Origin of the sequence: Pseudomonas mediterranea CFBP 5447 (assembly GCF_000774145.1) — a bacterium.
Classification (GTDB): Bacteria; Pseudomonadota; Gammaproteobacteria; order Pseudomonadales; family Pseudomonadaceae; genus Aquipseudomonas; species Aquipseudomonas mediterranea.
The window spans coordinates 213,890-226,299 of record NZ_KN322981.1; the positions used below are offsets into that span (position 1 = coordinate 213,890).

At 59.5% G+C, this 12,410-nt stretch carries 15 protein-coding genes; 6 read left to right on the forward strand and 9 right to left on the reverse strand.

Annotated features, from left to right (window positions below):
• Nucleotides 1-308 precede the first annotated feature (308 nt).
• Nucleotides 309-1,271 carry a thioredoxin-disulfide reductase gene (gene trxB, locus N005_RS03930; RefSeq protein WP_003205459.1) on the forward strand — a complete coding sequence of 321 codons (963 nt, stop codon included), beginning with the start codon at nt 309-311 and terminating at the stop codon, nt 1,269-1,271.
• Between the two features lie 134 nt (nt 1,272-1,405).
• Here the strand turns inward: trxB and N005_RS03935 are convergent, their stop codons facing one another.
• From N005_RS03935 to folM, 6 genes are all read right to left on the reverse strand, one after another.
• Complete coding sequence (locus N005_RS03935; protein ID WP_047699582.1) at nt 1,406-2,656, reverse strand: 2-aminoadipate transaminase; 1,251 nt, start codon at nt 2,654-2,656, stop codon at nt 1,406-1,408.
• Between the two features lie 270 nt (nt 2,657-2,926).
• A complete protein-coding gene (locus N005_RS03940) occupies nt 2,927-3,265 on the reverse strand; it encodes a HopJ type III effector protein (RefSeq protein ID WP_047699584.1) in 339 nt (112 codons plus the stop codon).
• On the reverse strand, nt 3,258-3,554 hold the full coding sequence (locus N005_RS03945; protein WP_047699585.1) for a DUF1244 domain-containing protein: 297 nt from the start codon (nt 3,552-3,554) through the stop codon (nt 3,258-3,260). Before N005_RS03945 ends, N005_RS03940 begins: the two co-directional genes overlap by 8 nt.
• Nucleotides 3,555-3,639: 85 nt before the next feature.
• Complete coding sequence (folX, locus tag N005_RS03950; protein ID WP_047699587.1) at nt 3,640-4,020, reverse strand: dihydroneopterin triphosphate 2'-epimerase; 381 nt, start codon at nt 4,018-4,020, stop codon at nt 3,640-3,642.
• Nucleotides 4,021-4,581, reverse strand: coding sequence for a GTP cyclohydrolase I FolE (folE, locus tag N005_RS03955; protein WP_024777516.1), 561 nt, complete (start codon nt 4,579-4,581; stop codon nt 4,021-4,023).
• 20 nt (nt 4,582-4,601) lie between these two features.
• A complete protein-coding gene (gene folM / locus N005_RS03960) occupies nt 4,602-5,312 on the reverse strand; it encodes a dihydromonapterin reductase (RefSeq protein WP_047699589.1) in 711 nt (236 codons plus the stop codon).
• A gap of 248 nt (nt 5,313-5,560) precedes the next feature.
• Here folM and N005_RS03965 point away from each other — a divergent pair, with 248 nt between their 5' ends.
• Nucleotides 5,561-6,520, forward strand: coding sequence for a MerR family transcriptional regulator (locus tag N005_RS03965; RefSeq protein ID WP_047699591.1), 960 nt, complete (start codon nt 5,561-5,563; stop codon nt 6,518-6,520).
• Nucleotides 6,521-6,525: 5 nt separating this feature from the next.
• Here N005_RS03965 and N005_RS03970 read toward each other — a convergent pair whose 3' ends face one another.
• On the reverse strand, nt 6,526-7,131 hold the full coding sequence (locus tag N005_RS03970; protein ID WP_047699593.1) for a hypothetical protein: 606 nt from the start codon (nt 7,129-7,131) through the stop codon (nt 6,526-6,528).
• A 52-nt stretch (nt 7,132-7,183) separates the two neighbouring features.
• Nucleotides 7,184-7,657 carry a PAS domain-containing protein gene (locus tag N005_RS03975; protein ID WP_047699595.1) on the reverse strand — a complete coding sequence of 158 codons (474 nt, stop codon included), beginning with the start codon at nt 7,655-7,657 and terminating at the stop codon, nt 7,184-7,186.
• A 159-nt stretch (nt 7,658-7,816) separates the two neighbouring features.
• Between N005_RS03975 and N005_RS03980 the strand changes: the two genes are divergently transcribed.
• From N005_RS03980 to N005_RS03995, 4 genes are all read left to right on the forward strand, one after another.
• On the forward strand, nt 7,817-8,272 hold the full coding sequence (locus N005_RS03980; RefSeq protein ID WP_047699597.1) for a flavodoxin: 456 nt from the start codon (nt 7,817-7,819) through the stop codon (nt 8,270-8,272).
• Between the two features lie 136 nt (nt 8,273-8,408).
• On the forward strand, nt 8,409-9,191 hold the full coding sequence (locus tag N005_RS03985; RefSeq protein WP_047699599.1) for a class II aldolase/adducin family protein: 783 nt from the start codon (nt 8,409-8,411) through the stop codon (nt 9,189-9,191).
• Nucleotides 9,191-10,102: an alpha/beta fold hydrolase gene (locus tag N005_RS03990; protein ID WP_047699601.1), complete on the forward strand. Its 912-nt coding sequence runs from the start codon at nt 9,191-9,193 to the stop codon at nt 10,100-10,102. Before N005_RS03985 ends, N005_RS03990 begins: the two co-directional genes overlap by 1 nt.
• A 360-nt stretch (nt 10,103-10,462) precedes the next feature.
• Nucleotides 10,463-11,374, forward strand: coding sequence for an SDR family oxidoreductase (locus tag N005_RS03995; RefSeq protein WP_047699603.1), 912 nt, complete (start codon nt 10,463-10,465; stop codon nt 11,372-11,374).
• Nucleotides 11,375-11,418: 44 nt separating this feature from the next.
• Here N005_RS03995 and N005_RS04000 read toward each other — a convergent pair whose 3' ends face one another.
• Nucleotides 11,419-12,186: an N-acetylmuramoyl-L-alanine amidase gene (locus N005_RS04000; protein ID WP_047699604.1), complete on the reverse strand. Its 768-nt coding sequence runs from the start codon at nt 12,184-12,186 to the stop codon at nt 11,419-11,421.
• Nucleotides 12,187-12,410: the final 224 nt, after the last annotated feature.

Here is a 12,410-nt window from a genome sequence, read left to right on the forward strand (position 1 = left end):
GGAAGCTCCGAGAGAAGGTGAACGCGCCGACCTTACCGGCTTTGCCCGGCGCGGGAAAGCGTCTACACGGCGTGTAACAGGTTTATTGAACGGACGACTCTATTGAAGGCGCCGCCCGACATAGAACTCACCTATGAGCTGGATTGTTAAACCGTATTTCCTTAATCTTCGCTCCCTCGATACGCTGCACCCATTCTTTTTCAGGGCCGTCGAACCAAAGCCTTCCCCAAGTGCATCAACGGTCCTTTTTTATTCCCGCCGTTCACCCGGCGCTCCGGCCCGCAAGGGCTGGTCAATTGGAGCAGGTCATGTCTGAAGTTCGTCATTCGCGAGTCATTATTCTCGGTTCCGGCCCTGCCGGTTACAGCGCCGCCGTTTACGCGGCCCGTGCCAACCTCAAGCCACTGCTGATCACCGGCATGCAGGCCGGCGGTCAACTGACCACCACCACTGAAGTCGACAACTGGCCGGGCGATGTCCATGGCCTGACCGGCCCGGCGTTGATGGAGCGCATGAAAGAACACGCCGAGCGTTTCGAGACCGAGATCGTCTTTGACCACATCAATGCCGTGGATTTCGCCGCCAAGCCGTACACCCTGACCGGCGACAGCGCCACCTACACCTGCGATGCCCTGATCATCGCCACTGGCGCCAGCGCCCGTTACCTGGGCCTGCCGTCGGAAGAGGCGTTCATGGGCAAGGGCGTTTCCGCTTGCGCCACCTGCGACGGTTTCTTCTACCGCAACAAGCCCGTGGCCGTGGTCGGTGGCGGCAACACCGCTGTCGAGGAAGCCCTGTACCTGGCCAACATCGCCAGCACGGTCACCCTGATCCACCGCCGCGAAACCTTCCGCGCCGAGAAGATCCTGATCGACAAGCTCAATGCCCGCGTGGCCGAAGGCAAGATCATCCTCAAGCTCAATGCCACCCTGGACGAAGTGCTGGGCGACAACATGGGCGTGACCGGTGCCCGCCTGAAAAACAACGACGGCAGCTTTGACGAGATCAAGGTCGACGGCGTCTTCATCGCCATCGGCCACACGCCGAACACCTCGTTGTTCGAAGGCCAGCTGGAACTCAAGGACGGTTACCTGGTGGTCAAGGGCGGCCGCGACGGCAACGCCACCGCCACCAGCGTCGAAGGGATCTTTGCGGCCGGTGACGTGGCCGACCACGTCTACCGCCAAGCCATCACCTCGGCCGGCGCCGGCTGCATGGCGGCCCTGGACACCGAACGTTACCTGGACGGCCTGCAGAACGCTTCGTTCTGATTTCTGCCTGAGAGCAAGCGAAGCACCTGTGGGAGCGAGCCTGCTCGCGAAGGCGGTGAATCAGTCAACATCATGCTGACTGACCCACCGCTATCGCGAGCAGGCTCGCTCCCACAGTGTTTTGTGTGGTCTGTTCAGCCCAGCTTCGTCAGGCATGCTTCGAGAATATCCAGGCCTTCCTCCAGCACTGCCGGCTCGGTCGTCAACGGAGCCAGCAGGCGGATGATATGGCGCGACTTGCCACTGGGCATCAGCAGCAGGCCTGCGTCCCGTGCCAGAGCCAGCAACTGGGTCAGCTGCGCCGCTGCCGGGGTACCGTCGGCATGGGCCAGTTCGATGCCGCGCATGGCGCCGACGCCCGTCAGGCGGCCCAGGAACGGTGTCAGCCCCCGGCGGCGCCATGATTCGTAGCGGCTGACAATCGCCTCTTCCTGTTGCGTACCCCAGGCGTGCAGGTGCGTGTCGGTCATTTCCTCCAGTGTCGCCAGTGCGGCGGCACAGGCAATGGGGTTGCCCGAATAGGTACCGCCCAAGCCGCCCTTGGGCAGGTTGTCCAGCAAAGCCTTGCGCCCCACCACAGCCCCCAGCGGGACACCGCCGGCAATGCTCTTGCCCAGGAGGATCAGGTCGGGCTCGATGCCCAGTCGCGAGAACGCGAAACGTTGGCCGGTGCGCCCGAAGCCCGACTGGATTTCATCGATGATCAGCACGATGCCCTTGTCGTCGCAGAACTGCCGCAGGGCCTGGGCGAAAGGGATGTCCAGCGCCAGGAAGCCCGCCTCGCCCTGTACCGGTTCGACGATGAAACAGGCCACATCGTTGACGTCGATCTCCACGCTGAACAATCGCTCCATGGCCTGTAAGGCTTCTGCGCAGGTCACGCCGTTGTCCTTGCTCGGATAGGGCAGGTGATAGACCGGCCCCGGCAACACGCCGATTTTCTGTTTGTAGGGCGCGACCTTGCCGTTGAGGTTCAGAGTGGCCAGCGTGCGGCCATGGAAGCCGCCGTCGAAGGCGATGACGGCAGTGCGGCCCGTGGCCCCGCGCACGATCTTCAAGGCATTTTCCGCCGCCTCCGCGCCGCTGTTGGTGAGCATGCCGCTGATGGGGTAGTCCACCGGGATAAACGCGGTCAGGCGCTCCATCAATTCGATGTAGGGCGCATGAGGTGCGGCGTTGAAGGCATAGTGAGTCAATCGGGTGGCCTGCTCGCGAATGGCCTCGACGACGCGTGGATGGCAATGGCCGAGGTTCAACACGCCGATGCCGCCCACGAAGTCGATGTAGCGCTTGCCGTCGGTGTCCCAGACCTCGGCGTTTCTGCCATGGCTGAGGCTGACGGGGTGCACTATGGAGATCGATTGGCTGATGGTTTCGCTGCTCATGGATGACGGCTCGAAGGAAGAGAGGATTTCCTTTATCTAAGCCGTGAGCAGTGGCGGGCGGCAAACGAAATAAAGTTGCCGGGTCAATCTTAAAAGTCGGGATGTCTCAGGGACGAGTCTCTTGAGGCGGTCTGTGGCGAGGGAGCTTGCTCCCGCTTGAGTGCGTAGCACTCACAAAAGGAAGTTGCCAGTGCTGCGCACTGGAGCGGGAGCAAGCTCCCTCGCCACAAAAGCGGATCCTGCAAAAAGCGGATCTCCCCAGAAGGACGATCAGCGACGCTGCAATGGCTGGGCCGCGAACTTCACGCCGGCCAGTCCGTGGGCCATCAACGCGCGGATATTACCGTGGTCGCTGCCGTCGGGAGTGTCCAGCACCGAGCGGTAATGCTCGCCGAACGCCAGCAGCGCTTCTTCGTCGCTCAAGCCTTCGAGCAGAGCCAGGCCGAGGGTCTTGCAGGAGCCTTCGTTCTGCCCGGCCGCATTTTCCACGTTGCCGTTGGTGAAAGGCTGAGGCTGATAGTCATAGCCATCGTTGATGAAGGCCAGGGTCTCGGCGAAGGTGTGTTCGCCGCTCTGGAGGCGGGCGCGCAGGGTGTTCAGATCAGGCATCGGGTTTTCCTTTGGCGAACGCAGCTTGCTGTTCGGCGCTGGCTTCTTGCTGGTATTGGGCTTTCCATTCGGCGTACGGCATGCCGTAGACCCGTTCACGGGCGTCATCGAGGCTGACCTCGATCTGGCGTTCGTCGGCAGCGGCCTTGTACCATTTGGACAGGCAGTTGCGGCAGAAGCCGGCGAGGTTCATCAGGTCGATGTTCTGCACATCCTTGCGGCTGTCCAGGTGGGCAACCAGCCGACGGAAAGCGGCGGCTTCGAGTTCGAGGCGTTGTTGGTCGTTCATGATGGTCTCTTCGAGACAGCTGCAAGCGGCAAGCTTCAAGCTGCAAGTGGATTACGATCAGGTCTGAGCTTACAGCTTGCAGCGGCTACGAAGTAGCCCGGTTTGCCGCCAAAGTGATCGACACCGATTCGGCAAAACGCAGGGCATGGGGTTTGTCGACTTCGACTTCGGCGTATTGCACCGACTCGTTGCTCATGACCAGGTCCAGCAACTCCTGGGTCAGGCGTTCCAGCAGGGCGAAGCGATTGCCTTCCACGTGGGCGATGATCGCCTTGGTGATGGTGCGGTAGTTCAGCGCGTGATCGATGTCGTTGTCACGCACCGCTTCCTGTGCCGGGTAGAGGATGGTCAGGTTGATCAAGACATCCTGTTTGTTGAGGATTTCATCCTCGTTGATCCCGATGAATGTGCGCAGGCGCAGGTCCTTGACCCGGATGCGCGCCATGGCTGGCTGAAGTTGTGGCATTTACTTGCTCCGTCGAATCAATTGCAGGAACTCCTGGCGAGTGGTGCTGGATTCGCGAAAAGCCCCGAGCATCACTGAAGTGTTCATGGTCGAGTTCTGTTTTTCGACACCGCGCATCATCATGCACATGTGCTGGGCCTCGATGACCACCGCGACACCGGCGGCCTGGGTAACCTGTTGCACCGCGGCGGCGATTTGCCGGGTGAGGTTTTCCTGGATCTGCAGGCGGCGGGCGAACATGTCCACCAGCCGGGCGATCTTCGACAGCCCCAGGACCTTGCCCGTAGGAATATAAGCTACATGGGCCTTGCCGATGAAGGGCAGCAAATGATGTTCGCACAGGGAATAGAGTTCGATGTCGGCGACGATCACCATTTCATCGCTGTCCGAATCGAACAGGGCGCCATTGACTATCTGTTCGACGCTTTGCTCGTAGCCATGGCAAAGGTACTGCATGGCCTTGGCGGCACGAGCCGGTGTGTCCAGCAGACCTTCGCGCTCCGGGTCTTCACCCAGGCCGATGAGGATCTCGCGGTAATTCTGGGGCAGGGATAACGCCATGATGGATCCTCGCAGCAAGGCTATTTGACGTGTCGCCCGCCGTTGACGGTCAGGGTCGTGCCGGTGACATAGGGGTTGTCCAGCAGATACCGCAGGCTCTGGTAGACGACTTCGCTACCGGGCTCGATGCCCAACGCCGACTTGGCCAAGGTCTTGGCGCGATAAGCGGCGTCGTCTTCGGCCTTGAACAGTAGCAGGGCCGGCGCGATACCGTTGACCTTGATCGCCGGTGCGAACTTCGCCGCGAACGACAGGGTCAGGCTGTCGAGCCCAGCCTTGGTGGCACAGTAGGCGATGTGCTTGCTGCTGCCCTTGCGGGTGACATCATCGCTGATATGCACGATATCCGCGGGAGCCGAGCGCTGCAGCAGTTCGGCACAATGCAAGTTGATCAGATACGGCGCAAGCATGTGCACGCCGAACATGGCATTGAAGGCCGCCGATTCATCGCCTGGCGTTTCGACCAGCCATGCGGAAGCGTTGTGCACGATGGCCCGCAACCGGTCAGTGTGCTGCTTGAGTTGTTCGATAAACGCCAGGATTGCGCCTTCGCTGGAAAAATCGGCGAACATCGCAGTTGCCCCCAGATCCCGGAGCGTCTGCACACCTGGACGCTCGGTACGATAAGTGACGATGACCGGATGACCGTCTTCCAGCAGTCGCCGAGCACAGTGCAAGCCGACACGCTGGGCTGCACCGGTGAGCAGGATAGGGGCGTCGGTACTGGGCATGGAAGGGACTCGGTTCACAGCAGAAGCAAAACTATATCAGTGACCGTGGGGATGTACCTATTTGTAGTGGTTGAACCTATGGAGCGGACCATTCGCTCGGGCACTTGTCACGATTACGTATAATGGATATTTTTTTTGTTACAAAAAACAACAAATTCGCACATCGGCATCGGTTTGCTCTTGTCATCAGACGACTAAGAGGGAGTAAACTAGGATCCAATTTACCAGTCGGGCCTGTTGGATAAAAAATGAACGTTATCACCGACGATCAGTTCGTTATCCAAGCAGCAGCGGGCCTGGAGCGCGAAGACCTGTTTCCCATCCGCGAGGTTTCTCGGCTTACGGGGGTGAATCCCGTGACCTTGCGCGCATGGGAGCGTCGCTACGGTCTGATCCAGCCGACACGTACCGAAAGCGGTCATCGCTTGTATTCCATGGGCGATATCGAGAAGGTACGTAGCATCCTTGCCTGGATCGAACGTGGGGTTGCTGTCAGTAAAATTAGCAAGATCCTGAGCAAGACCGAATCGTTACAACCGGTCTCTGCGTTGATTCCACCGGGTCTGGTGAGAGTCGACTATGCACAATGGCAGCGCCAGGTCGCGGTAGCAGTCGCCAACTTCGACGATGTAGAACTGGATCGCATCTATGGGCAGATTTTTTCCAGCTACGCGGTGCCGATCGTGTTTCAGCGCATCCTGATGCCCCTCTGGCAACAACTGTTGCAACGTCAGCAGGAGTTCGGGCAGACCAGCGAATGGCTGTTTTTCGACGGATTCCTGCGCTCGCGCGTCTCCCAGCGGCTGTTGCTCAAGCGCGAGGATCGGTCGCGACGCGTGCTGGTCAGCGCCATTGCCGGACAATGCCGTGAGCTGGAGTTGCTGGTGACGGCGTTGTATGTGTCGAAGGCGGAAGTGGGGATCCGGTTGATGACTGTCGGCCAGCCGTTCGACGAACTGACCCTGGTATGCCAGAAGACTCAACCTCTGGCGCTGGTGCTGGTGTCCAACCATGCGCCGGTTGCCGAATTGCCCAAGCGCCTGAACAGGTTGGCGATGAGCCTGGATTGCCCGTTGATGTTGGCCGGTGATGCGTCCGACCTGATGCAGGAATGCCTGGCAGGATCGTCGATCGGTTGCCTGGGCAATGACGGAACAGTGATTGGCCAGCGCTTGCGTCAGTTGCTGGCAGGTAACCTGGATACCTAGGTGACCTAGAGATGCATGGCCGGATGGGACAGGCGATGCTGCTGGAGGATGTACTGACGCAGGCGTTCGGTTTCGTCCTGGTCGTTTTGGTTCAGATGGTAGGCGTACAAGCCTTGCTCGGTTTCCCGTTCGAAAGTGCCGCGCAACGAAATCCTTTCGTAGCCTGAAGGGCTGAACCACAGGACAAATTGCTTCGGTGGTTTGGTGCGGTTGCGGTTTTCCACTAATACACCCTTGCAAGACACCTCGTGGACCCACAAGGCCCCGGGCTGGCCCTTGGCATTTTCCAGCGCTACCGGCTCTTCGAGGGGCAGGCGCCATGGGCGTACTTTCGGCCCCTCCTCGTAAATACTCGGCACACCCAGGCGCAGGTGCATCGCATGGAATTCATCTTCCACAAGGTGCAACGGGAAGGTCATCTGCTGGTTTTCGAAGTTGGCTTGCAGCGTGACCTGCTCGTTTGCCGCCAGGCGTGTCAGCAAGTCACGGATCTGCGATCCGCTATTGACCAGAAGGCTGGACGTCACATCCCGCTCATTCAATTGCGGGATGTGTTGCATGGTCCGGATGAAGTCCAGCTCATCCTGGGTCAGGAGGGCGTCACGCTGCATGGTGTGCTCGAAATGATTGTGCGTTTTCACTGGTGATTGTAGTGACTGACCGTTAATTCGGTGTTTTGTTTGTGCCGTTCGTCGCATTGAGATGGGCAATCGTCGCACGGGCTTCGGCCAATTCCTTTTCCAACTGGGCGACGCGTAGTTGTGCCTTGACCTGGGCCGTGACGTCTTTTTGCACACCTACGAAATAGGTATGGCCATCCGCGTCGTTTTTTACCGTGGACAGCGACAACTCATTCCAGAACGGTGTGCCGTCCTTGCGGTAGTTGCGCAGCACTTCCCGACAGGCGCCGCCCTGTTTCAAGGTCTTGCGAATTCGCTCCAGGGAGGGTTGGTCGCGGTCACCCGATTGCAGGAAACGGCAATCCTGGTAGAGGATCTCATCGCGGTTATAACCGGTCAGCCGTTCGAAAGCCGGGTTCACGTAGATCAGAATATTGTCTTCGCCTTCCTTTTCGGCGATGACGATTCCGTCATTGGAAGCATTTATCACCAGTTGCATCAGTTGCGCATTGATCATGGAGCACGTCCTTTGTATAGCCCATGTTAAGTACCGCATTATTCGAAGAAGCTGATGCGATGTCTACTGGCCATTAGCGCTTGTGGAGCGTCAATCGTAGTCATGCGGTTCGGCCTGTTACTATCGCGTTTCTTTTTATCCAGGCTCAGGACCAGATTGATGAAAGTCGCCATCCTTTCCGGCTCGGTGTACGGCACCGCTGAAGAAGTCGCTCGACACGCCGCCAAGCTGCTCGGTGATGCAGGCTTCGAAACCCTGCACAACCCGCGGGTAACCCTCGCCGACATCCAGGCATTCGGCCCGCAGGCCTTGTTGGCCGTGACATCCACTACCGGCATGGGCGAGTTGCCGGATAATCTGATGCCGCTGTATTCGACAATCCGCGATCAACTGCCGGCATTCCTTCATGGCCTGCCCGGTGCGGTGATCGGCCTGGGGGATGCCAGTTATGGCGACACCTTCTGCGGCGGTGGCGAGCAGATGCGCGAGTTGTTCGCCGAGCTGGGCGTGCGCGAGGTGATGCCGATGTTGCGCCTGGATGCCAGCGAAAGCGTCACACCCGAAACCGATGCCGAACCCTGGTTGAGCGAGTTGATCGGCGCGTTGCGTGGTTGATAGAGGGCACGGGCTCCTCGCCGGTGTCCCGCTCGGCCATTAAGCTGGCTGCCAAGGCAACTACCGTCCCGGTAAGGGCTGACTAGACTCACTCTCTTGTGCCCATACCTATAACGATAAGCCCGAGGTCAGAGCCGTGAGCATAGCGCCCATCCAACCGACACTCAGCATCAGGGAACAGGTCAGTGCCGCTGAATGGCAAACCCGTATCGATCTTGCCGCCTGTTACAGACTGGTCGCGCTGCATGGCTGGGATGACCTGATTTTCACCCATATTTCTGCGAAGGTTCCCGGCACCGAGGACTTTCTGATCAACCCATTCGGGTTGATGTTCCATGAAATCACCGCCTCGAGCCTGGTCAAGGTCGATCTGGCCGGCCACAAGCTGATGGACAGCCCTTACGATATCAACCCGGCCGGCTACACCATTCACAGTGCGGTGCACGAGGCACGAGACGATGTCGCCTGCGTGCTGCACACCCATACCGCTGCCGGTGTGGCGGTCTCGGCCCAGAAACAGGGTGTATTGCCGATCAGCCAACAGTCGTTGTTCGTGTTGTCGAGCCTCGCCTATCACGCCTATGAAGGCGTAGCCCTGAATCATGAAGAAAAGGCCCGCTTGCAGGCGGACCTGGGGGGCAGCAACTTCCTGATGCTGCACAACCACGGGCTGCTGACGTGCGCTGGCACCATCGCCGATACTTTCCTGATGATGTTCACTTTCCAGCGGGCCTGCGACATCCAGGTGTTGGCGCAGAACGGCGGGGTTGAGCTGATACCCATCGAGCCGAGCGTACTGGCCGGTGCCCGGGCGATGATTGCCGGGGTCACCAAAAGCGCCCAGGGCATGGGCGGTGCGCTGGCCTGGCCGGCGTTGCTGCGCAAGCTCGACCAACAAGACCCGGGCTACAGAAACTGATGCCTATGGTCCAGATTCCGCTGCGTATCTGGCGCCAGCGCGGCCAGACCTTCCTGTTCCGGGGCCACACCATCCGGTATTGGGTGGCGGGGCATGGCGAGCCTCTGCTGTTGATCCACGGTTTCCCCACAGCCAGTTGGGACTGGCATTACCTGTGGCAGCCGCTGGCACAGCGTTATCGCGTGATCGCCTGCGACATGCTCGGTTTTGGCGACTCCGCCAAGCCGACGGATCACGTCTACAGCCTGCTGGAGCAGGCGGATCTGCAGCAGGCATTGCTGGCTCATCTGCAGGAGCGGCAAGCGGTGCACATTCTGGCCCACGATTATGGTGACAGCGTGGCCCAGGAGCTGATCGCCCGGCATTGTGAGGCACGCATCGAGATCGCCAGTTGCGCGTTTCTCAATGGGGGCCTGTTTCCGGAAACCCATCGTCCGGTTCTGGCGCAGAAGTTGTTGCTCAGCCCGTTGGGCTGGCTGATAGGTCGTGCTTTTTCACGCGAAAGCCTGGCCAGGAATTTTCGACAGATCTTTGGTCCCTGGCGCGGCCCCAGCGAAAGCGAACTGGATGATTACTGGAGCCTGGTCAAAAGCCACGACGGACCCCGGATCATGCACAAACTCATCCGCTACATCCCCGAGCGCCGCGTACAACGTGACCGCTGGGTACAGGCGATGCAGCGCGGCGAGGTACCGCTGCGGGTGATCGACGGCGCATTCGATCCGATTTCCGGCGCGCACATGGTGGCGCGATACGAGGCTCTGATCCCGAATGCGGATACGGTGCTGCTGCCCGATATCGGCCACTACCCACAGACCGAAGCCCCGGTACAGGTGCTCCAGCATTATCTGGCATTTCGTGAAAAGCTCGCGGAGCCGGTGTGGCTGCGGGCCTCGATGAAATGTCTGTGACCGTCATCGCGGGCAAGCCCGGCTCCCATCGCTGTCTGGATTGAACTGATATCTGCGCCCACCGCCCATCCCCTGTGGGAGCGAGCCTGCTCCGAGCAGGCTCGCTCCCACCCCTGTCCTGGGTGAGCCTGATAGCTGTGTCCGCCACCGCTCCCCTGTGGGAGTGAGCCTGCTCGCGATAGCGGCGGGTCAGCTTGCATGAATGTTGGATGTGCCGCCGCACCCGGTTCGGGTTGAATCCGGTACCGCATCATCCCCTCACCTTATCGCCTACCATTCACTCTCAACCGTGTTGATTGTGACCGTCAGCCCCGTGCCTGACACTCAGGCTTTAAACCCTGGTCTGCTGGAGTTCTGCCCATGAGTGAGTCTGTGCGCTTCGAAGATAAAGTGGTGATCGTCACGGGAGCCGGCGGTGGGCTGGGGCGGGCCCATGCGCTGCTGTTCGCCAGGCAAGGCGCCAAGGTGCTGGTCAATGACCTCGGTGGCTCCGCCCAGGGAGAAGGGGCCAATGCCTCGGCGGCGGATCGGGTGGTCGCTGAAATCCGCGAAGCCGGGGGCATCGCCGAGGCGAACCACGATTCCGTCACCGACGGTGACAAGCTTGTGCAAAACGCTCTCGACGCGTTTGGTCGGGTCGATGTGGTGGTGAACAACGCCGGGATCCTGCGGGACAAGACCTTCCACAAAATGGAAGACGCCGATTGGGATCTGGTCTATCGCGTCCACGTCGAAGGCGCGTACAAAGTCACTCGCGCCGCCTGGCCGCACCTGCGCGAGCAGAATTATGGCCGGGTCATCTTCACCGCCTCCACGTCCGGCATCTACGGCAACTTCGGCCAATCCAACTACGGCATGGCCAAGCTCGGCCTTTATGGCCTGACGCGTACCCTGGCTATTGAAGGTCGCAAGAACAATATCCTGGTCAACGCCATCGCCCCCACCGGCGGCACGCGCATGACCGAAGGCCTGATGCCGCCGCAGGTGTTCGAGCAACTCAAGCCCGAGCTCGTCAGCCCGCTGGTGGTGTACCTGGCCAGCGAAGGCTGCCAGGAAACCTCCGGGTTGTTCGAAGTGGGCGGCGGCTGGATGGGCAAGGTTCGCTGGGAACGCAGCCTCGGCGTCGGGTTCGACCCAAGCAAGGGCTTCTCGCCCGAAGACGTTGCTGCCCATTGGCAGCAGATCTGCGATTTCGACAACGCCGTGCATCCCAATGACAACCTGGAAGCGTTGAAGGAAATGATGGCGAACATGCAGCGTTACGCCGTGTAGCCTTTCTTGCCCGAGCCGGTTGTCGTTGCCGACGATAACCGCGCTCAGGGAAAGTACTTCTTCACCAGGGCCGCCAGGTTCGCGGCCGTCTCGATGTCCATCACCCCGTCATGTTTCGCCGGCCGAAAATGCAACTGGAAGGCGCGTACCAAGCGCTGGAAGCCCATACTTGTCGTGGCTGCCGTCGTGTCATACCCATACCTCCTGAACAGCCCCAGTAGATGTTCCCGGGTCGGCACGCCTGCGCATCGGTAGGCCTGCAGGAACGACTGCTGCGTGCTCTCATCGAACCACGCGCCGATGCCTTTCAAATACAACGCGTGCCAGGGAAACATCGGCCCAGGGTCACTCTTGCGCCCGGCGGCGATGTCCGAATGCGCCACCACATTGACCGGACTGATATCGGGATAACGCCGGAGTATGTCGAGGGCCAACTGTTCCACTGCTTCGATTTGCTGCGGCGAGTAAGGCGGGAAGGTGAATGTCCCCTGGTAGTCAGCGGCCAGATTGACGATTTCGACTCCAATGGACGTGTCGTTCAAATTGCTGCGATTGCCCCAACTGCTCACCCCTGCGTGCCAGGCTCGTTTGTTTTCGTCCACCAGATTGAAAATCTGCGGCTCGTTGAAACCTGCTTTCACATAACTCGGGTCTGCGAAGTCCGGGATCAGGTAATGCGCACTGACGGAGGCACCGGTCAGTGCATTGATGGAGGACGAGAAGTTGGCGGCCGTGTAATGGAAGACCAGGAAGCGAATGCGGTTGTTGTGGCCTTTGTTTGAACGGTAGCGGGTGGAGTTTATCGGGTACATGAAAGTGCTCATTGATAATTGAAGGGATCGAAGCGGCGCACTTCGATTGATTTCAGACTAACAATGATCTTCAAATTGGCTTGTAGTGAGGGTCTTGGTTTTTTGTAGGAATTGGTGTTTGGTTTGTGGGGATATATAGCCTGACAGGAAAAGAAACCGCTACACAAACAGCGGCTAAAGGTTAGGTGTATCTTTTTTCAAACTCTTCGTGCCAATAAGCTAAA

Excerpts from the sequence above, each read along its gene's own strand:
- trxB (WP_003205459.1), top strand. The coding sequence starts at position 309 with ATGTCTGAAGTTCGTCATTCGCGAGTCATTATTCTCGGTTCCGGCCCT.
- N005_RS03935 (WP_047699582.1), bottom strand. The coding sequence starts at position 2,656 with ATGAGCAGCGAAACCATCAGCCAATCGATCTCCATAGTGCACCCCGTC.
- N005_RS03940 (WP_047699584.1), bottom strand. The coding sequence starts at position 3,265 with ATGCCTGATCTGAACACCCTGCGCGCCCGCCTCCAGAGCGGCGAACAC.
- N005_RS03945 (WP_047699585.1), bottom strand. The coding sequence starts at position 3,554 with ATGAACGACCAACAACGCCTCGAACTCGAAGCCGCCGCTTTCCGTCGG.
- folX (WP_047699587.1), bottom strand. The coding sequence starts at position 4,020 with ATGCCACAACTTCAGCCAGCCATGGCGCGCATCCGGGTCAAGGACCTG.
- folE (WP_024777516.1), bottom strand. The coding sequence starts at position 4,581 with ATGGCGTTATCCCTGCCCCAGAATTACCGCGAGATCCTCATCGGCCTG.
- folM (WP_047699589.1), bottom strand. The coding sequence starts at position 5,312 with ATGCCCAGTACCGACGCCCCTATCCTGCTCACCGGTGCAGCCCAGCGT.
- N005_RS03965 (WP_047699591.1), top strand. The coding sequence starts at position 5,561 with ATGAACGTTATCACCGACGATCAGTTCGTTATCCAAGCAGCAGCGGGC.
- N005_RS03970 (WP_047699593.1), bottom strand. The coding sequence starts at position 7,131 with ATGCAGCGTGACGCCCTCCTGACCCAGGATGAGCTGGACTTCATCCGG.
- N005_RS03975 (WP_047699595.1), bottom strand. The coding sequence starts at position 7,657 with ATGATCAATGCGCAACTGATGCAACTGGTGATAAATGCTTCCAATGAC.
- N005_RS03980 (WP_047699597.1), top strand. The coding sequence starts at position 7,817 with ATGAAAGTCGCCATCCTTTCCGGCTCGGTGTACGGCACCGCTGAAGAA.
- N005_RS03990 (WP_047699601.1), top strand. The coding sequence starts at position 9,191 with ATGCCTATGGTCCAGATTCCGCTGCGTATCTGGCGCCAGCGCGGCCAG.
- N005_RS03995 (WP_047699603.1), top strand. The coding sequence starts at position 10,463 with ATGAGTGAGTCTGTGCGCTTCGAAGATAAAGTGGTGATCGTCACGGGA.
- N005_RS04000 (WP_047699604.1), bottom strand. The coding sequence starts at position 12,186 with ATGTACCCGATAAACTCCACCCGCTACCGTTCAAACAAAGGCCACAAC.